The sequence below is a fragment of the Bartonella vinsonii subsp. vinsonii genome, from assembly GCF_902825235.1.
GTDB classification, from domain to species: domain Bacteria; phylum Pseudomonadota; class Alphaproteobacteria; order Rhizobiales; family Rhizobiaceae; genus Bartonella; species Bartonella vinsonii.
In genome coordinates, this window is sequence record NZ_CADEAJ010000001.1 from 374,461 (window position 1) to 391,597 (window position 17,137).

The 17,137-nt window shown below is 39.8% G+C and carries 17 protein-coding genes and 1 tRNA gene; 13 read left to right on the forward strand and 5 right to left on the reverse strand.

Annotated features, from left to right (window positions below; genetic code table 11):
* The first annotated feature begins 8 nt into the window (after positions 1–8).
* Both J7R12_RS01510 and J7R12_RS01515 read left to right on the forward strand, forming a co-directional pair.
* On the forward strand, positions 9–965 hold the full coding sequence (locus J7R12_RS01510) for an acetyl-CoA carboxylase carboxyltransferase subunit alpha (RefSeq protein ID WP_126602070.1): 957 nt from the start codon (positions 9–11) through the stop codon (positions 963–965).
* A gap of 38 nt (positions 966–1,003) precedes the next feature.
* Positions 1,004–1,753: a L,D-transpeptidase family protein gene (locus J7R12_RS01515; protein ID WP_126602067.1), complete on the forward strand. Its 750-nt coding sequence runs from the start codon at positions 1,004–1,006 to the stop codon at positions 1,751–1,753.
* Between the two features lie 159 nt (positions 1,754–1,912).
* On the opposite strand, the gene J7R12_RS01520 is transcribed toward J7R12_RS01515, so the two are convergent.
* From J7R12_RS01520 to J7R12_RS01530, 3 genes are all read right to left on the reverse strand, one after another.
* A complete protein-coding gene (locus J7R12_RS01520) occupies positions 1,913–2,974 on the reverse strand; it encodes a CobW family GTP-binding protein (protein ID WP_126602066.1) in 1,062 nt (353 codons plus the stop codon).
* A 6-nt stretch (positions 2,975–2,980) separates the two neighbouring features.
* Positions 2,981–4,087 (reverse strand): D-alanyl-D-alanine carboxypeptidase family protein, encoded by a 1,107-nt coding sequence (locus tag J7R12_RS01525; RefSeq protein WP_126602064.1) that lies wholly within the window; start codon positions 4,085–4,087, stop codon positions 2,981–2,983.
* Between the two features lie 97 nt (positions 4,088–4,184).
* Complete coding sequence (locus J7R12_RS01530) at positions 4,185–4,994, reverse strand: lysophospholipid acyltransferase family protein (protein ID WP_197721516.1); 810 nt, start codon at positions 4,992–4,994, stop codon at positions 4,185–4,187.
* A gap of 130 nt (positions 4,995–5,124) precedes the next feature.
* On the opposite strand from J7R12_RS01530, the gene thiD reads away from it, so the two are divergent.
* Positions 5,125–5,988, forward strand: coding sequence for a bifunctional hydroxymethylpyrimidine kinase/phosphomethylpyrimidine kinase (gene thiD, locus J7R12_RS01535; RefSeq protein WP_126602062.1), 864 nt, complete (start codon positions 5,125–5,127; stop codon positions 5,986–5,988).
* A 335-nt stretch (positions 5,989–6,323) separates the two neighbouring features.
* Here thiD and J7R12_RS01540 read toward each other — a convergent pair.
* Positions 6,324–6,398: transfer RNA gene (locus tag J7R12_RS01540), tRNA-Gly, on the reverse strand.
* Between the two features lie 195 nt (positions 6,399–6,593).
* Here J7R12_RS01540 and J7R12_RS01545 point away from each other — a divergent pair.
* The 7 genes from J7R12_RS01545 to J7R12_RS01575 all read left to right on the forward strand — a co-directional run bounded on the left by J7R12_RS01545 (position 6,594) and on the right by J7R12_RS01575 (position 13,253).
* Complete coding sequence (locus J7R12_RS01545) at positions 6,594–7,571, forward strand: ABC transporter substrate-binding protein (protein WP_126602061.1); 978 nt, start codon at positions 6,594–6,596, stop codon at positions 7,569–7,571.
* A 64-nt stretch (positions 7,572–7,635) separates the two neighbouring features.
* Positions 7,636–8,532, forward strand: coding sequence for an ABC transporter permease (locus J7R12_RS01550; protein WP_126602059.1), 897 nt, complete (start codon positions 7,636–7,638; stop codon positions 8,530–8,532).
* Positions 8,525–9,319, forward strand: a complete 795-nt coding sequence (locus tag J7R12_RS01555) for an ABC transporter ATP-binding protein (protein WP_126602057.1) — start codon at positions 8,525–8,527, stop codon at positions 9,317–9,319. Before J7R12_RS01550 ends, J7R12_RS01555 begins: the two co-directional genes overlap by 8 nt.
* Before the next feature lie 4 nt (positions 9,320–9,323).
* A complete protein-coding gene (gene holA / locus J7R12_RS01560; protein ID WP_126602055.1) occupies positions 9,324–10,364 on the forward strand; it encodes a DNA polymerase III subunit delta in 1,041 nt (346 codons plus the stop codon).
* Positions 10,365–10,692: 328 nt separating this feature from the next.
* A complete protein-coding gene (locus J7R12_RS01565) occupies positions 10,693–11,625 on the forward strand; it encodes a prephenate/arogenate dehydrogenase family protein (protein WP_126602053.1) in 933 nt (310 codons plus the stop codon).
* Between the two features lie 265 nt (positions 11,626–11,890).
* Positions 11,891–12,745 carry a YihY/virulence factor BrkB family protein gene (locus J7R12_RS01570; RefSeq protein WP_126602051.1) on the forward strand — a complete coding sequence of 285 codons (855 nt, stop codon included), beginning with the start codon at positions 11,891–11,893 and terminating at the stop codon, positions 12,743–12,745.
* A gap of 13 nt (positions 12,746–12,758) precedes the next feature.
* Positions 12,759–13,253, forward strand: a complete 495-nt coding sequence (locus J7R12_RS01575; RefSeq protein ID WP_126602049.1) for a YaiI/YqxD family protein — start codon at positions 12,759–12,761, stop codon at positions 13,251–13,253.
* 1 nt (position 13,254) lies between these two features.
* On the opposite strand, the gene J7R12_RS01580 is transcribed toward J7R12_RS01575, so the two are convergent.
* Positions 13,255–13,920: a TlpA disulfide reductase family protein gene (locus J7R12_RS01580; RefSeq protein WP_126602047.1), complete on the reverse strand. Its 666-nt coding sequence runs from the start codon at positions 13,918–13,920 to the stop codon at positions 13,255–13,257.
* Positions 13,921–13,953: 33 nt separating this feature from the next.
* On the opposite strand from J7R12_RS01580, the gene argH reads away from it, so the two are divergent.
* From argH to lysA, 3 genes are read left to right on the forward strand one after another with little or no spacing between them, the layout of a single operon-like run.
* Positions 13,954–15,354, forward strand: coding sequence for an argininosuccinate lyase (gene argH, locus J7R12_RS01585; protein WP_126602046.1), 1,401 nt, complete (start codon positions 13,954–13,956; stop codon positions 15,352–15,354).
* 58 nt (positions 15,355–15,412) lie between these two features.
* On the forward strand, positions 15,413–15,592 hold the full coding sequence (lptM, locus tag J7R12_RS01590) for an LPS translocon maturation chaperone LptM (RefSeq protein ID WP_126602044.1): 180 nt from the start codon (positions 15,413–15,415) through the stop codon (positions 15,590–15,592).
* A gap of 8 nt (positions 15,593–15,600) precedes the next feature.
* On the forward strand, positions 15,601–16,875 hold the full coding sequence (lysA, locus tag J7R12_RS01595) for a diaminopimelate decarboxylase (RefSeq protein ID WP_126602042.1): 1,275 nt from the start codon (positions 15,601–15,603) through the stop codon (positions 16,873–16,875).
* Positions 16,876–17,137 lie beyond the last annotated feature (262 nt).

A 17,137-nucleotide genomic window follows, 5' to 3' on the forward strand; every position in this document is an offset into this window, starting at 1 on the left:
TGAGGACAATGTATAATTATCTTGATTTTGAAAAACCAGTTGCTGATCTTGATGGGAAAATTCTCGAATTAAAACAGATTGCTCAACAAGAGGGAAGCCTTGATATGAGCGATGAAATCGCGCGTCTTGAAGTGCGCTCCCAAACGGCATTGCGTGATATCTATAAAAAATTATCTCCGTGGCAAAAAACACAAGTGGCTCGCCATCCTGATCGTCCTCATTTTATGGATTACTCTGCACGTTTGCTTAGTGATGTGACCCCTTTGGCGGGAGACCGCAAATTTGCGGAAGATGAGGCTATTCAAGCGGGATTTGCACGCTTTAAAGGAGAAGCAATTGCGTACATAGGTCAGGAGAAAGGTCATGATACGCAAACCCGTTTGCGCTATAATTTTGGTTCTGCACGACCAGAAGGATATCGTAAAGCCGTGCGTATTATGGAAATGGCTGATCGGTTTGGTTTGCCCCTCCTCACTTTTATTGATACGGCTGGGGCTTATCCTGGTGTGAGCGCTGAAGAGCGGGGCCAAGCAGAAGCAATTGCCCAATCAACAGCGGCAACTTTGCGTTTAAAAGTTCCTGTTGTGTCCGTTGTTATTGGAGAAGGTGGTTCGGGAGGGGCGATAGCAATTGCTGCCGCCAACAAAGTTTATATGCTGGAACATGCAATTTATTCTGTTATTTCTCCAGAAGGGGCTGCTTCTATTTTATGGCGTGATCCAACCCGTGCAAAAGATGCCGCAATGAATATGCGTATTACCGCACAAGATTTATACCGGTTAAAGATTATTGATGACATTATTCTGGAACCTCTAGGAGGTGCGCATCGAGATAAAGAAGCAGCAATTGATGAAGCGGGTAATGTGATTTCTTCTGCATTAGAGACTATGGTAGGCAAAGCTGGTGAAGTTCTTAAACGAGAGCGTTGGGAGAAATATCTTCAAATTGGTAGATCTCTAGCATAAGTTATTTTTTGTGAGGGGATAGATTGGAGTTTTATTCGATGACATTCAACAGGTTCCTCACTGTATGTGTTGTGTTTGCAATGGGAATATTAACGGCATGCGGGGTAAGATTGCCGGCATCTATTCGGGCTAAAGTTGAGCAACCACTTCCACAAGAAATCTACAATAGAATGGCTCTCTATAATATCGATCCCTATGCACCAATTATGATGCGTTTTTTTAAGGAGGAAAATGTTGCCGAAATTTGGAAGCAATCTCGTTCGGGGCCTTTTATGCTGGTAGCCCGCTATGGTATTTGCAAATGGTCAGGACAGCTTGGGCCCAAATATAAAGAGGGGGATTTACAGACGCCTGAAGGTTTTTATACCATTACTGCAAATCAAATGAATCCTTACTCAAAATATTATCTTTCCTTTAATATAGGTTTTCCAAACCTTTATGATCAGGCAAATGGTCGCACAGGAAAACATCTTATGGTGCATGGTTCTTGTTTTTCCGCGGGATGTTATTCCATGAGTGATAAAAATATGGCACAAATTTATGCTTTTGCACGAGATGCTTTTAGAGGAGGACAGAGAGAATTTCAGTTGCAAGCTTTTCCTTTTCGTATGACTGATGCTAATATGGAACGCTATCGTACCGATCCACATTATCAATTTTGGGTAATGTTGAAAGAAGGCTATGATTTCTTTGAGGAGCATCGTAAGCCTCCAATCGTTCAAGTTTATGCAAAACGTTATGTTTTTAATCGTGACACTGATAAAATTTCTGCTTCTTTAATGCAGTGAAGGTATTCTTATATAAACGTAGATCTCTCTGCTTGTTTGAGAATGCTTTGTTATTGACTCGTAGTGTGTGAGTACTTGTGGTGAGATGTGGTGGAGTGTGTTTGAAAACCTGTTTTCTCTGTCTATTAAGAATTTTCTTATTGAAGATTAAAGAAGAAATTAAAATTTCATTCCTGGAATGACTAGGGGATTGTCTAATATGGCAGTTTTGTCTGCAGTATCTATTGCTGGTTTGTTTAAAAATGCATCGAAGAGTTTTTGTATTGCTTCTTTTTCAATTCCATCTGCAATGATAACAAAACGCGTTTGTATGATTCCTTGTGGCCAAGCTGAAAGTCTTATAGGTGGATGAAAAAATGTCTGTACACCGTGCAACACAAGTGGGTGGTGTGGATCATCACGCAAGGCAACAATTGCTTTAAGACGTAATAATTTTGCACCATAAAGGTCTCTTAGGAGATCTAAAAAAGCTTCAATAGTAGTGTAATCAAGAAGTTCTTCACAGTCTAATAAAAAGCTGCGAATGGTCCAAGGGTGCGTATGATCATATGGAGTACTGGTGAGGCATTGTTTAAAGTATCCATTTTCTTCTTTTTCATCCCATAATGTTTCACTCATTAAGGCACTTGAACAACAATGGTCAGAATGGACATCAATGATTTGTGCTGTAGGATTTATCGTTTTGAGTGTGTTGATAAGTGTATTTGAAAGCGTTTTTTCGTCAATAAGATCCGTTTTTGTAAGAATAATTTTATCAGCAAATGCTAATTGTTTTTGTATTTCAGGGTAACGTTTGAGTATGGAAGGTGTGTTTAATATATCAAATGTTGCAAGAACAGCGTCGATAGAAAATGCTTGTGTTAAAAGGGGATGGCTTAGAAGAGCTTGTAGAATAGGGGCCGGATCAGCTAAGCCTGTTGTTTCGATGATAATGCGGTTGAGCTGTTTGAGATCTCCTCTATTAATGCGAACAATCAAATCAGTTAATGTATCAATAAGATCACTGCGCAAATTGCAGCATAAACAACCATTTGTAAGTTCGATGATTCCTTCGGTCGTTTTTTCAACCAGAAGATGATCAATACCCACTTCGCCAAATTCATTGATGATAACAGCACAATCAGCCAAAAGAGGATCGCGTAGCATGCGGTTGAGAAAAGTCGTTTTTCCAGAGCCTAAAAATCCGGTAATAAGCGTGAGAGGAATGCGCGTTTTTTTCATATTTCATCATCGACCATGACTTGCTGCTTTTGTTATAGGGTGGTTTTCTTGCTTTTTGTAGGGAATGTGAAATTTTTTTAGTGGCTTTATTTTTGCTTTATGTGTTTGTGGCGTACTAATGAGTCGTACTGATAAAGGAAGAGCAGAAGAAGGGGAAGGAGTGATAAAAGGTGAGGTAAGGATGATATTTCCTTGATCATCATAAGAATTTGCATGCATTTTAGCAGCTTCAGGCGTGCATGTTTGTTGTTTCATGTCACTTGCTTGCGTCATTTTAGTTCCATAGGGTTTTAGGGTTGCTAATGTTGTTTGGGGCGATCCTTGGTGCAAAAAACCTGTTTCAAGCAGTTGTGCGGCTTTTTCTTCTCTTTCACTTACGTTGCTAGATCCTAGAATGACAGCAATAATCGTGCGTTTGTTGCGGGTTGCTGAGGCAACAAGATTAAAACCGGAGGCACAAATAAAGCCTGTTTTCATGCCGTCGATTCCGTTAAAACGACCAATAAGATTGTTTGAATTGGGTTGAATTTTTCGTTTTTTACCAAAATCAATGGCTGGAATAGAAAAATAATGGACATATTGAGGAAATTCTCGACGAATCTGAACCGCTAAAAGAGCAATATCACGTGCTGTAGAATAATTATAGGGATGTGGTAATCCACTTGCATTCGCAAAATGCGTTCCAAACATGCCAAGACGTTGCGCTTCAGCATTCATTTTTTGCACAAAAGCTTCTTGTGAACCAGCGACTGCTTCACTCATAGCAATAGCCAAATCATTGGTGGAATTAACCAGAGTAATTGTTAAGGCTGTATCAAGAGTAAGAACGGAACCGGCTTTATAACCTGAATGGTGTGCAGGAGCTTTTGCTGCATATTCGCTGATGGTGATGTGTTGCTTTGGTGAAATTTCCCCTGCTTTCATGCCACGAAAAATAATATAAGCGGTCATTAATTTTGTTAAAGAGGCAGGATACCAGCGATCAAAAGCTTGATTATGCTCTAAAATGCGTCCAGTTGTCACGTCAACAGAAATAAAAGGCTGAGCGTGAGTAAAGGTACTCATAAAACTCATAACGAAAGATAAAAATAAATTATAGAAAAGCTGCCGCATTAAGTTTAAGTCCAATTTCTGTTTATCAGTAACTTAGAACTCTTTTAATGTAGCACATAACACTTTCGAATCCAGAACCGTGAGGGTAAATGGTTAATTACGTCTCAATTTTTTGCAGTGATTTAAGTTCTTGAAGCCTTTTTATAGCGGAAGGAGGCATTGGGGGAGGGCTTGGATCTTTAGATGCTCGTAGAAGCAATTCATCACAGGCTTTTTCTGTTTTTTCTATAAGTTGGTCTAGAAAATCACGTTTACTTAAACCGGCATCTATGGGGGGAAGAATACGAACACGAATTGTTCCAGGATAACGGCGAAAATTGTTGCGGGGCCAATATAAACCGGCATTGTGTGCAATGGGAACAACTTGAAGGTCCAATTCATTGTAAAGTGCAACAATCCCTGATTTATAATCTGGTTCTTGGCCTGGTTGTCGACGTGTTCCTTCGGGAAAGATCAGAATTTGACGCCCTTGTTTTGCTTTTTCTTTTGCTTTTTGTATGATGGTTTTTAAAGCTTTAATGGGTGTGGTTCGGTTGATGGGGATAATTTGTGTTTTTGCCATGTACCAGCCAAAAAGGGGAATCCATGTCAATTCACGTTTTAGGATAAGAGCAGGGTCATCAAGATGAGGTACAAGGCCAAAAGTTTCCCATGCAGATTGATGTTTGGGAGCGATGATATAGGACCCCTTGGGGAGATTTTCTAATCCTTCAATTTCATAGTGTGTGCCTGTAATGTATTTTTGTAAAAAAAGTGTAACACGCGCCCATGTTTTAGGTACAATCCACGCTTTTTTGCGTGGCATTAAAAAATAGATGGGGGCGTAAAGAATCATTTGTATGAAGGTCATTGTATAAAAAGCGAATGTAAAAAGAAGAGAACGAAGAACAAGCACTATATTTTCCATTTTATATCTGCAAAGAGACCATGTATATAACGCAATTTATGTGAGAAAACATCTCTCTTTATGTTTTTTCAAATATCTCTTTTTTGGATAACTTCTTTTCTGATATTTAAAAACATAAGGAAACAGGCTCATGAAACTACAGAGTAGCCAAGATACTCTTTTGATCCCGCGGATTTTATCTATTGCGGGTACTGATCCTTCTGGTGGCGCTGGAATGCAAGCGGATTTGAAGGTTTTTTCAGCTATGAAAACCTATGGTCTGAGTGTGGTGACGGCTGTTGTTGCACAGAACACACAAGGTGTACGTGCTTTTCAGGCTTTGGATGCTTCTTTTGTCGCTGACCAAATTGATGCCGTTTTTGAAGATATTCATGTGGATGCCGTTAAGATTGGTATGGTGGCAAATGCTCAAATTGCTCAAATTATTGCAGAGCGTTTGGCTTATTATAAACCCCGTTTTATTGTTTTTGATCCAGTTATGGTGGCAAAAAGTGGTGATGTCCTTTTAGAGCCCGATACGATTGAAATCATGCGTGATGTTCTTGTTCCACTGTCAACTTTGATCACGCCAAATTTGCCTGAGGCAGCACTGTTATTGGGATGTGAAGTGCAGTGGTCGTTAAACGCTATGTATCAATATGGTCCGCAGCTTTTGGCATTAGGGTGTCATGCAGCTCTCTTGAAGGGTGGACATTTAAGCGCTCTTACTAGAAAAAATACAGCGAATCACGATGATTCAAGTCCAGATCTTTATTGCGATTCTAAAGAACTTGTTATGCTGGAAGCTTCTCGTTTCATAACTACGCATGATCACGGCACAGGTTGTACTATTTCAGCTGCAATTGCAGCTTTATTGCCAACGCAGCCTTTAATTTGTTCTGTTAAACAAGCAAAGGACTATTTGAATGGTGCTTTATCTGCCTCAAATGCTTTACAAGTGGGAAAAGGACGGGGGCCACTTCACCATTTTTATGAATTATGGAAGAATGGCTAAAGCAATTGCATATAAAATTCCATTTCAGGATTTGTTGAGTGGTTCTTACCTTTTATTCAGTAGGAGTTGTTTAGGAAATGGGATGAGAAAGAGATGTGAGTATAATTTTATCACCTTATGCATTTTTTGCAAACTTGGATTTTGGCGATGGAAAATAGAAAAAATCAAAATCTGATGGCAAAAAAAGAGAGTTTTGAAAATCCAGAAAACCACCCTTAAAAACCCTTTGAAAAAAAATAAATTGGTACAAAACCTACTGTCAAATTATACAAAACCCGCCGACAAGCTACACTAGTGGCAAGCTACAGATATGAAAATACTGAATGCGAAATTCATGGAGCGGGCGATGGGATTCGAACCCACGACCCCAACCTTGGCAAGGTTGTGCTCTACCCCTGAGCTACACCCGCTCACCGATTCGAAACATATTTTGCTTCAGATGCTGTTGTATGGCGTAGCCTTTTGCGAATTGCAACAAAAAAATAACATTTCAGATTGATTTATTTTGCTTGCCTCTCAAAAAAGCAAATAAAGATTGATTTTAAAAGATTCTTCAGCAATAAACTATCACTTTTTTAATTGTTGCAAAAGAGGGGCGGAATCAAATGTCGAAAAGAATAAGCCTATTAGGGATTGCTATTGCAGCTGTTTTTGCCGTGAATAATTTTGCAAAAGCGGACGATCACATTAAACAAGTGAAAGTGGCAATTACTCAAATTATGGCACATCCTGCTGCCGATGCAGTGCGCAGAGGGGTGGAAGATGCGTTAGCGGAGAGCGGTTATAAGCAGGGTGAAAACTTCGAACTCACTTTTTTATCCGCACAGGGCAATATTTCTACGGCAACGCAAGTGGCACGAAAATTTGTTGGTGATAATCCTGATGTCATTGTTGCTATCAGTACGCCTTCAGCACAAACAATGTTTGCAGCAACGAAAAAAATTCCTGTTGTTTTTGCTGCGATTTCTGATCCTATAGGAGCAAAAATCGTGTCTTCGCTTACTAAACCCGGTGGTAATGTGACAGGCACTTCTGATCGTATAGATGTTGCAGGAAGTCTTAAGCTATTACAGGAAGTAAAACCAGATTTGAAAAAACTTGGTTATCTCTATAATGCTTCTGAAGCAAATTCTGTTTCAACACTTAAGATGTTACAGGATGTAGCAGATAAAGCGGGAGTCGAAGTCATACCTTCATCAGCGTCTAAGCCTTCTGATGTTCAGGCAGCAACGCGGGCTTTAATTGGTAAGGTGGATATCATTTTTATTCCCGCTGATAATACGGTTCTTTCTGTTTTAGAGGGAGCGTCAAGAGTTACACAGGAAACGAATACGCCTTTATTTGCTGTCGATTCTAATGCCATAGGGCGCGGTCCTTTTATGACGCAGGGCGTAAATTTCTATAATGTAGGAGTTGAGGCTGGGAAAATAGTCGTGCGTATTTTGAAGGGTGAAAAGCCAGGCGATATTGATATTATGCAAGCAGCTAATAATGATATCCGCATTGATATGAAAGCAGCTAAAAAAGCTGGCATTATCATTCCACAGGCAGTTATTGAACGCGCAACAAAGGTTATTCAGTAGGTTTCCATTGTCATGATATTGACATGATAAAAATACGTTAAGTTTTCATGAGGTGGGTTTCTGGATGAGTATATTTGCGTTTTCTGGTGCTGTAGAATTAGGTCTTATTTATGCATTTGTTGCACTTGGCGTTTATCTTTCCTTTCGCGTCTTGGATTTTCCTGATTTAACTGTCGATGGATCATTTCTTCTTGGGTCATGTGTTTGTGGTGTTTTGATTCTTTTAGGTTTCAATGCATGGACGGCTATGGCATGCGCCTTTTTTGCAGGTATGGCAGCTGGTTTACTAACAGCTTTGCTGAATTTGCATTTTGGCATTTTAAATCTTTTGGCTTCCATTTTAACAATGTCGGCGCTTTATACAATTAATCTCCGTATTATGGGGATTATGGGAGGGTCTAATGTTAATTTAGCACGTGCTGATACGGCTTTAACACCTTTTTATGATCTATTTGGTTTGCCTGATATCTTTGTGCGGCCTCTTTTTGTCGGTTTTGTATTGCTGGTCGTGGCGTTTTTGATTTGGCGCTTTTTGGAAAGTGAACTAGGTCTTGCTATGAGAGCAATGGGTGCTAATCCACGGATGGCTACGGCGCAAGGGGTTCATACCTCAGCGTTAATTTATTTTGGCATGGGTCTTTCAAATGCATGCGTGGCACTTGGAGGATCACTTTATATCCAAACCGCGATTGCTACCGATATTACTGGTGGAATTGGTACAATTGTTTTCGGTTTAGCGGCAGTTATTATCGGTGAAACCCTCTTTCGTACGCGCAATATTCTTTGGATTATTATCAGTTGTATTGTGGGTTCTGTTCTTTATCGTGTTGCAGTGCAATTTGCTTTTGAGGCACAGGGGATTGGTATTGATACGTCAACGGATCTTCAATTAATCACGGCGCTTTTGGTTGCTTCAACACTCATTGTACCACGCTATTTAGGGAGGCGTAAACATGATTGAGTTTTCTCATGTTGGGGTTACTTTTAAACCGCGAACGCCTTTGGAAAAACAAGCACTTATTGATCTTAACCTTAAAATTGATCGGGGTAGTTTTGTTACGATTATTGGTTCAAATGGTGCTGGTAAATCAACTTTGCTTAGTGTTTTAGCGGGTGCAATTCTTCCTACAGAAGGAAAAGTGATCATCAATGGGCAAAATGTTTCTAGGCAATCAATAAGTGAGCGCGCTGGAAAGGTTGCTTGCGTTTTTCAAGACTCGTTAGTGGGAAGTTGCGGTTCTTTAACAATTGAAGAAAATTTAGCTCTTGCTGCTCTTCGTGGTAGCCATCGTGGTTTGCGTTCAGCTTTAAATCATAAAAACCGACAATTTTTTCGAGATAAAATTGCCCAACTAGGCATTGGTCTTGAGGCGTGTATTCATAATCCTATGGACAGTTTATCTGGAGGTCAACGTCAAGCAGTTTGTCTTGTGATGGCGACTTTAACCCATGCAGATGTTTTATTGCTTGATGAACACACCTCAGCATTAGATCCAGGAATGGCTGATTTTGTAATGCAGTTGACCGAAAAAATTGTTGAAGAGAAGAAATTAACCACTATTATGGTCACACATTCTATGCGTCAGGCTCTTGATCATGGAGACCGGACACTCATGTTGCATGGCGGAAAAGTGATTTTGGATGTGCATCAAGAAGAACGTAAAGGGTGGGGCGTGAATGATCTTATAGGCATGTTCCAAAAAGTTCGTGGGGAAGCCCTTGATGATGATGAACTTTTAATGGATTGATATTTTGGCCCAGAAAAAAGCGCATGAAGTTGACCATTTCCTAGCGCGTCTTTCGCGTACTTTTCCTATCGTTCTCATTTACGGTCCAGATCGTGGTCTTGTTTGTGAACGCGCACAGCGTTTTGCTAAGCTTACGCAGGTGGCAATAGAAGATCCATTTTCAACGGTTCGTTTGGATGCTGCTGAGATTGATAAAGATCCTGCCCGTTTGGGAAATGAAGCGCGTACTTTATCACTCTTCGGGGGTGATCGTTTGATATGGGTTTCTAATGGTGCTAACCAGAAAGGTTTTCTTACAGCTTTGAAGCTTTTAATTGAGGAACCACCAGAAGCGTGTTTTATTCTCATTGAAGCGGGAGATTTGAAAAAAGGAACAGGATTGCGCAATGTTGTTGAAACGGCATCAATAGCAATGGCTCTCCCCTGTTTTGCAGATGATGCTCGTTCTCTTGATGGATTGATTGATGAGGTTTTGGGACATTTTAAGAAAACCCTTTCTTTGGATGCACGAAAGTGGTTGCACGAAAGTTTGGGAGGGGACCGTCTTGTATCACGTAGTGAATTAGAAAAGCTTTGTCTTTACGCTTCTGATGTCCGTATGACTCTTGAAGATGTAAAAGCGATTGTAAGCAACGTGAGTGCTCTTTCTCTCGATGAAGTGGTTGATGCGCTGTTGCTGGGAGATATCGCAGGATTTGAAGCCCATTTTAGCCGATATGCAGCAATGCACGGTACAGTTTTTTTTATTTTGAGTACCGCACAAAGGCATTTTCAGCAATTACAACTCTTGCGTTATCAAGTGGAGGTTGAAGGGAAATCTCCTTCTACAGTGATTTCTCAGGCACGTCCCCCCATTTTTTTTCAACGGAAAAGAACAGTGGAGCAAGCTTTAAGATATTGGAAATTAGAACATATTTCCTATGCAATGGAAAGAATTCAAAGTGCTGTTTTAGAAAGCCGTAAAAATTCGTCTTTAGGGGAGGCTATCATTCGTCAGGTTTTGCTGGGCCTTACAATTGCTGCACGGCGCCAAATGGCTGCTTAAAATATGTAGTCGTTTATGATGGTTTATTTGAAGACCTTAAAAATTTTATGAAGTAAATATTGTTTTCTTATAAAATTTGTTTGTTTTTTTGAAAAATAAAAGGGGTGCTCTTAAAATGGTAAATAGGGCATAGGTTTCTTCTATCATTCATTTTTTGTGCATTTTTTAGGTAAAAATGATCTTTTAGTGGTTTGCTTAAGCGATTATTGGGGGCGTGTGACTTTCATTATTTCTTCTTTTGTCGGTTGTGGTTTTTAAAATGTTTGATAGATAGATCTTGAATAAACAGAGAGGCAAATTGTGGTTTTGTTACCATTAAAGGTGAAAGATGCTCCATATCCAATTTGAAAAAATAGCCCTCATAGGGATTGGTCTTATTGGCTCTTCTTTGGCAAGAGTGATTAAAAAGAAAAATCTCGCAGCTCAAATTTCTATCGCAACGCGGCGGCAAGAGACATTGAAGAGAGCGCGTGAGTTGGAACTTGGGGATTTTTATACAACCGATAATGCAGAAGCTGTTAAAGGAGCAGATTTAGTGATTATTTCTGTTCCTGTTGGGGCGAGCGTGGAGGTGGCAAAAAACATTCGTGATCATTTAAAGCCGAGGGCGATTGTGAGTGATGTTGGTTCTACGAAAGCGTTGGTCATTGCAGAAATGGCACCTTTATTACCAAAATTCGTTCATTTTATTCCTGGTCACCCGATTGCGGGAACAGAATATTCAGGGCCTGATGCCGGTTTTGCTGATTTGTTTATGAATCGCTGGTGTATTTTAACGCCTTTTGCTGAAAGTGATGTTGCAGCTATAGCAAAATTGACAGCGTTTTGGGAGGCTTGTGGTGCGCGGGTCGAGAAGATGGATGCGAAACATCATGATCTTGTTTTGGCTATTGTTTCCCATTTGCCGCATTTGATTGCTTATAATACTGTTGGAACGGCTAGTGATTTAGAAAAAGTGACGAACTCCGAAGTGATTGCTTATTCCGCTTCAGGATTTCGTGATTTTACACGTTTGGCTTCTTCTGATCCTGTTATGTGGCGCGATATTTGTTTGCATAATAAAGATGCTATTTTGGAAATGTTGAGCCGTTTTAGTGAAGGACTTTCTTCTTTGGAACAAGCCATCCGTTTGGGAGATGGTGAGACATTGTTTAACTTTTTTACGCGTACGCGCGCGGTACGTCGTAATATTATTGAAGCTGGACAGGAAATTGATGCTCCTGATTTTGGGCGCCATAATGTTTCTCAAAAGGGTGAGTGAAAAAGCGTTTTATTGAATTACGCTGGTTTTTTTAGAGATGCGTTACCTATTTTATCGACATATTGATAGTTGCATGTACGCATCTTTATCATCTTTGGATCTTGACAAGGAGGATTTGTTGCATTGTTCTTTTCAGTTTCGCTACAGAGTGAAGCTTGACTATACAGATCATTGCCTTTTATAGTGGGAAATGTTTTTTTAAGTTTGATGATTTTTGTGAAGCTTGGAGTGATTAAGAAAGGGTGTTATCAGAAAGTATTAAGATTTGTTAAAAAATATCTTTTGGTATAGCTATCGTATTCTTGTTAATGCAGTAAGTCATTATTGGCGTGATAATGGAAGTGCTTTTGCTAGTCATATTGCATTGTCAGGGCTTTTAGCATTTTTCCCTTTTTTTATTTTTTGGACATCTCTTGCTAGTTTTATTGGCGCTTTTACATACACGCCGCAAAAAATCAAAGCTTTGGTACAGTTATTGCCAGATGTCATTGCTGAGCCTTTAACTCAAGAAATTGTCAATGTTTTGACCATTCAGCGGGGAGGAGTGTTGACAGTTTCTGTCATTGGAGCGGCTTATTTTGCCTCTAATGGAATAGAGGCGTTACGTGCAGCCTTAAATAAAGCTTATCGTGTTGTTGAACGGCGTAGTTTGTTGTTTTGTCGTTTTCAAAGTTTGTTTTTTGTGATCCTTGGAGCTATTGGTCTTGTTGTAATCAGCTTTTTGTTGATTTTAGCGCCTTTGCTTCTCAAGATTATGCAAAATCATTCTTTTTTCATGACCGAATATATTGGTGTTATTCGTTTATGGCGTTACATAATCGCAGCAGTTGTTCTCTTTGTAAGTCTTTTGATTGTTCATAAATGGCTACCAGCAGAGCGACGGAAATTTATAGAGATTTTACCAGGAATCGTTGTCACAATGTTGGTGTGGTTTATGGCTTCTATTGCTTTTGCGCAATATTTGACAATGTTTGATTATATTTCTACCTATGCGGGGTTAGCATCTATTATGGTTGCCATAATATTTCTTTACATATTAAGCGCAATTTTTATTTTTGGCGCGGAAATAAACGCGGCGATAATGTTTTATCGCAAGCATTTGCAACATTCAGATGATTGAAAGAATTTAGTTATTGCGTGAAAGTCAAGGTACAAATATTCCTATAAAGTCTGCCATTACTTTGTTGATTGATGCCGATGCTTGCCCTGTAAAAGATGAAGTTTATCGTGTGATGCAACGTTATCAGCTTAAAACATTTGTTGTGGCAAATCGGTTTTTTCCTCTTCCAGATGAACCCCTCATTGAAAGGGTGGTTGTTTCTGGAGAATTTAATTGTGCTGATGATTGGATTATAGAACATGTGCATGAGGCTAGTGTCGTTATTACCAGTGATATTCCTTTAGCTGCACGCGTTGTGAAGGCGGGAGGTTTTTGTCTTTCGCCAACGGGGCGTATTTTTGATGTAAACTCAATTGGTCAAGCCTTGGCAATGCGCAATTTGATGGAAGATTTGCGAGGACAGGGTAATATAACAGGTGGTCCGCGTCCCTTCTGTCGCAAAGATCGTTCGGCTTTTTTGTCTGCACTGGATCTCGTTATACAACGTTTAAAAAGACGCGGTTATTAGGTTAGAGTGCTTCTTTTATGACAGCTCTTATAAGCGCTTTGGCATCGTTATTCGCCCATGGAGCTGCACCGTTGAAAGAAGCAATGAGATATCCATTTTTATCGATAAGCAATGTAACGGGTAGTCCTAAAGCAAGCCCTTGTTTTCTGACATTGTTGAAAATATCCATTGTTTCATCACGATAGTAAAGCAAATTATCGGCATGAATATCTTGTAAAAATTTCTGAATTTTTTCAGGAGAAGCAGTTTTATCAATATTAATAGCTATGACATCAAAGTTTTCTCCACCAAGTTCACGTTTTAATTGCGCCAATTCTGGCATTTCTGTGCGGCAGGGTGCACACCAAATAGCCCACAGATTGATGAGCATCGGTTTTCCAGTAAAGTCGTTAAGTTTGTAGTCTTTTCCTTGAATATCTTGGAAAGAGAGTTCTTTCATATCTAAGAGCGTATCTGCAAATCGCATGTGGGTAAAAAAACCGTTGGCTGCTTTTTTGATCGCCATTATTTTTTCCGCTCGTGCTTTATCGGTGTTTATTGCTTGTACTTTCTTATGAGAGTGGGTTATTGTTGCGTATATACTCAAGGCAATAATAAAAGAGGGGAAAATAATAGAAAATAGAAGGAAACGTTGCCTTTTTTTGCTTATAAAAATTTGAGGAAACATAATTTTGTCCTTTTCACTGGGTGCTTTGAGAGTATGACGCATGAGAAATTAAAAAACCAGATGTGGGGTGGCCGATTTATAGCAGGACCTGCTGCAATTATGGAAAAAATTAACGCCTCTATTGATTTTGATCAAAAACTTTATCGGCAGGATATTGAAGGTTCACTTGCTCATGCCGCGATGTTGGCACAAACAAAGATTATTTCACAATCAGATTATGAAAAAATTGTTCATGGTTTAGAACGTATTCAACAAGAAATTGAGGACGGTACATTTATTTTTTCACGAAAGCTTGAAGATATTCATATGAATATTGAAGCGCGATTGAATGAATTGATTGGTCCTGTAGCAGGACGTTTGCACACAGCGCGTTCCCGCAATGATCAAGTTGCCGTTGATTTTCGTTTGTGGGTGCGTGAAGCATCACAGAGAATTGCACAAATTTTGAAAAGATTGATAGAGCAATTGCTTGTTCGAGCAGAACAGCATGTTGAAACCTTTATGCCAGGTTTTACGCATTTACAATCGGCACAGCCTGTAACATTTGGTCATTATATGATGGCTTATGTTGAAATGTTTGCTCGAGATTTATCGCGAATGCGTGATGCGGTCGAGCGAATGAATGAATCCCCTTTGGGAGCTGTTGCTTTGGCAGGAACAAGCTTTCCAATTGATCGTTTTATGACAGCAAAAGCATTAGGTTTTCGAGAACCAACACGCAATTCGATTGATAGTGTTTCTGATCGTGATTTTGCCTTGGAATTTTTAAGCGCTGGTGCTCTTTGTGCAACGCATCTTTCGCGTTTAGCCGAAGAAATTGTCCTATGGTCAAGTGAACAATTTCATTTTATTCGTTTATCGGATGCTTTTTCAACGGGTTCATCCATTATGCCACAAAAAAGAAATCCGGATGCTGCGGAACTTGTGCGTGCTAAAGTGGGGCGACTCAATGGTGCATTGATGGGTCTGTTAACGGTGATGAAAGGACTGCCCCTTGCTTATTCGAAGGATATGCAAGAAGACAAGGAATATGTGTTTGATGGAGCTTTGAGTCTAGAATTATCACTGGAAGCAATGATAGGGATTCTTGGTGATTTGCAAGTCAATGAAGATGCTATGAAACAAGCGGCTGCTTTCGGTTATGCTACCGCAACAGATTTTGCCGATTGGCTTGTACGTGAATTAGGAATTCCTTTTCGTAAAGCACATCATATTACTGGGCGGGCTGTCGCACTGGCAGAAAAAAAACAATGCGCTTTGCATGATTTATCATTGGTTGAACTTCAAATGATCTGTCCAGAGATTCATGCAGCACTTTTTGACGTTTTGACGGTTGAAAAATCCGTTAAAAGCCGTAAAAGTTTTGGTGGTACGGCACCTTCAGAAGTGCTTTATCAAATTGCTTATTGGAAAAAACGCCTTATAACCGCCTGAAGGGTTGGATTGTAAATTCAAAAAATAAAAGAAATGTCGATAGGAGGGAAGAGGGCGTATGAAAATCATTTTGAAGAATTTAACAATTGTTCTTTGGGGGAGTGTTATGATCGTTGGGTGTGGGCGCAAAGGGGCATTAGAATTGCCTCCTGCGACAATGATGGATTCTTCGAAAGAAGCCTCCGTTTCTCAAAGCAAAGCAGATAAACCTTTTATTCTCGATCGATTGATACAATAGAGGTTTTTATGCATTTTTTTTCTTATCGTCAGGATGTACTCCACGTTGAAGATCTTTCGCTTTTGGAACTTGCGCGGGATGTTGGAACACCTTTTTATTGCTATTCAGCCAATGCACTCCTTGCACATCTTAAAGACTATCAGAATGCATTTCGAGATGTGCCTAGTTTGATTGCTTATGCGGTTAAAGCGAATTCTAATCAAGCGGTTTTACGGCTTCTAGCGAATCATGGAGCGGGAGCGGATGTGGTTTCAGAAGGAGAACTACGGCGTGTTCTTGCTGTTGGTATTCCTGCTCATCGCGTTGTTTATTCTGGTGTGGGTAAAAAAGTTGAAGAGATGGATTTTGCTCTTGCACAGGATATTTGTTGTTTTAACGTTGAATCAGAATCAGAACTTGAACAATTATCAGCGCGGGCTGTTGCTCTTTCAAAAACAGCACGTGTTTCTTTGCGCATTAATCCGAATGTGGATGCTAAAACCCATAAGAAGATTACAACGGGCAAGTCCGAAAATAAATTTGGTATTCCACTCCTGTTGGCTAAGGATGCTTATAAAAAAGCAACCCAATTGCCTGGTCTTGATGTTTGTGGTGTTGATCTCCATATTGGTAGCCAAATTTGTGACTTAAAGCCCTTTGAAGATGCATTTGTGATTGCTGCAGATTTTGTGCGCCAATTATGGAATGATGGGTATGCAATAACCCATGTCGACATTGGGGGAGGGCTTGGTATTCCTTATGGTCATGAGCAGCATCCAATACCTTCTCCTTTTGATTATGCGGCACTGGTAAAAAAACATATTGCTCCCTTAGGGATTCATATTATCCTAGAGCCTGGGCGCAGTATTGTTGGGGACGCCGGTGTGTTGGTGACATCTGTTTTGTATTTAAAGAAAGGTGAAGGACGCAATTTTGTTATTGTTGATGCGGCAATGAATGATTTTATGCGTCCCACACTTTATGATGCGTGGCAGAATGTGATACCGGTGGAGAAAGCGCCGATGAAGGCTCCATTGATCAATGTAGATGTTGTTGGTCCTGTTTGTGAAACAGGGGATTATTTGGCATTAAATCGCTCCATGCCGATTGTTTCGGCAGGCGATTTTCTAGCCATTACGGGAGCAGGTGCTTATGGTGCGGTGATGTCGAGTACCTACAATAGTCGACTTTTGGTACCAGAAGTTCTCGTTCAGGATATGCGTTATGCAGTTGTTCGTCCGCGTCTTGATTATGCTCAATTGATAGGTTGTGATCATATTCCAGATTGGATTGAACATTGTTAAGCATTCTTGGTCTTATTTTTACTAAAGTTTGGTGAAACAGTTTCGTGTCTGAAAATTATTTTATGTGTGGTTTATCAGGAGTGTCATAAAATATTTTTCTTCAGTACAGTAATAAGGTGCATTCATGCAGAGTGAAAATCTATTTAATTTCAGTTTTCTTTTGCGTCAACCAAGTGTAAAAGTATAAAGTTGAACGTAATATTCAGGGTAAGATTTGCTCAGAGGGTCTATGAATCACACAAGTGATTAGCGGGTAGGACTT

What these genes read in the sequence shown, in the direction of transcription:
- lysA (WP_126602042.1), top strand. Translation starts at nt 15,601, where the DNA reads ATGCATTTTTTTTCTTATCGTCAGGATGTACTCCACGTTGAAGATCTT.
- argH (WP_126602046.1), top strand. Translation starts at nt 13,954, where the DNA reads ATGACGCATGAGAAATTAAAAAACCAGATGTGGGGTGGCCGATTTATA.
- J7R12_RS01510 (WP_126602070.1), top strand. Translation starts at nt 9, where the DNA reads ATGTATAATTATCTTGATTTTGAAAAACCAGTTGCTGATCTTGATGGG.
- J7R12_RS01565 (WP_126602053.1), top strand. Translation starts at nt 10,693, where the DNA reads ATGCTCCATATCCAATTTGAAAAAATAGCCCTCATAGGGATTGGTCTT.
- J7R12_RS01525 (WP_126602064.1), bottom strand. Translation starts at nt 4,087, where the DNA reads ATGCGGCAGCTTTTCTATAATTTATTTTTATCTTTCGTTATGAGTTTT.
- J7R12_RS01555 (WP_126602057.1), top strand. Translation starts at nt 8,525, where the DNA reads ATGATTGAGTTTTCTCATGTTGGGGTTACTTTTAAACCGCGAACGCCT.
- J7R12_RS01580 (WP_126602047.1), bottom strand. Translation starts at nt 13,920, where the DNA reads ATGTTTCCTCAAATTTTTATAAGCAAAAAAAGGCAACGTTTCCTTCTA.
- J7R12_RS01530 (WP_197721516.1), bottom strand. Translation starts at nt 4,994, where the DNA reads ATGGAAAATATAGTGCTTGTTCTTCGTTCTCTTCTTTTTACATTCGCT.
- J7R12_RS01515 (WP_126602067.1), top strand. Translation starts at nt 1,004, where the DNA reads ATGACATTCAACAGGTTCCTCACTGTATGTGTTGTGTTTGCAATGGGA.
- lptM (WP_126602044.1), top strand. Translation starts at nt 15,413, where the DNA reads ATGAAAATCATTTTGAAGAATTTAACAATTGTTCTTTGGGGGAGTGTT.
- J7R12_RS01545 (WP_126602061.1), top strand. Translation starts at nt 6,594, where the DNA reads ATGTCGAAAAGAATAAGCCTATTAGGGATTGCTATTGCAGCTGTTTTT.
- J7R12_RS01550 (WP_126602059.1), top strand. Translation starts at nt 7,636, where the DNA reads ATGAGTATATTTGCGTTTTCTGGTGCTGTAGAATTAGGTCTTATTTAT.
- thiD (WP_126602062.1), top strand. Translation starts at nt 5,125, where the DNA reads ATGAAACTACAGAGTAGCCAAGATACTCTTTTGATCCCGCGGATTTTA.
- J7R12_RS01520 (WP_126602066.1), bottom strand. Translation starts at nt 2,974, where the DNA reads ATGAAAAAAACGCGCATTCCTCTCACGCTTATTACCGGATTTTTAGGC.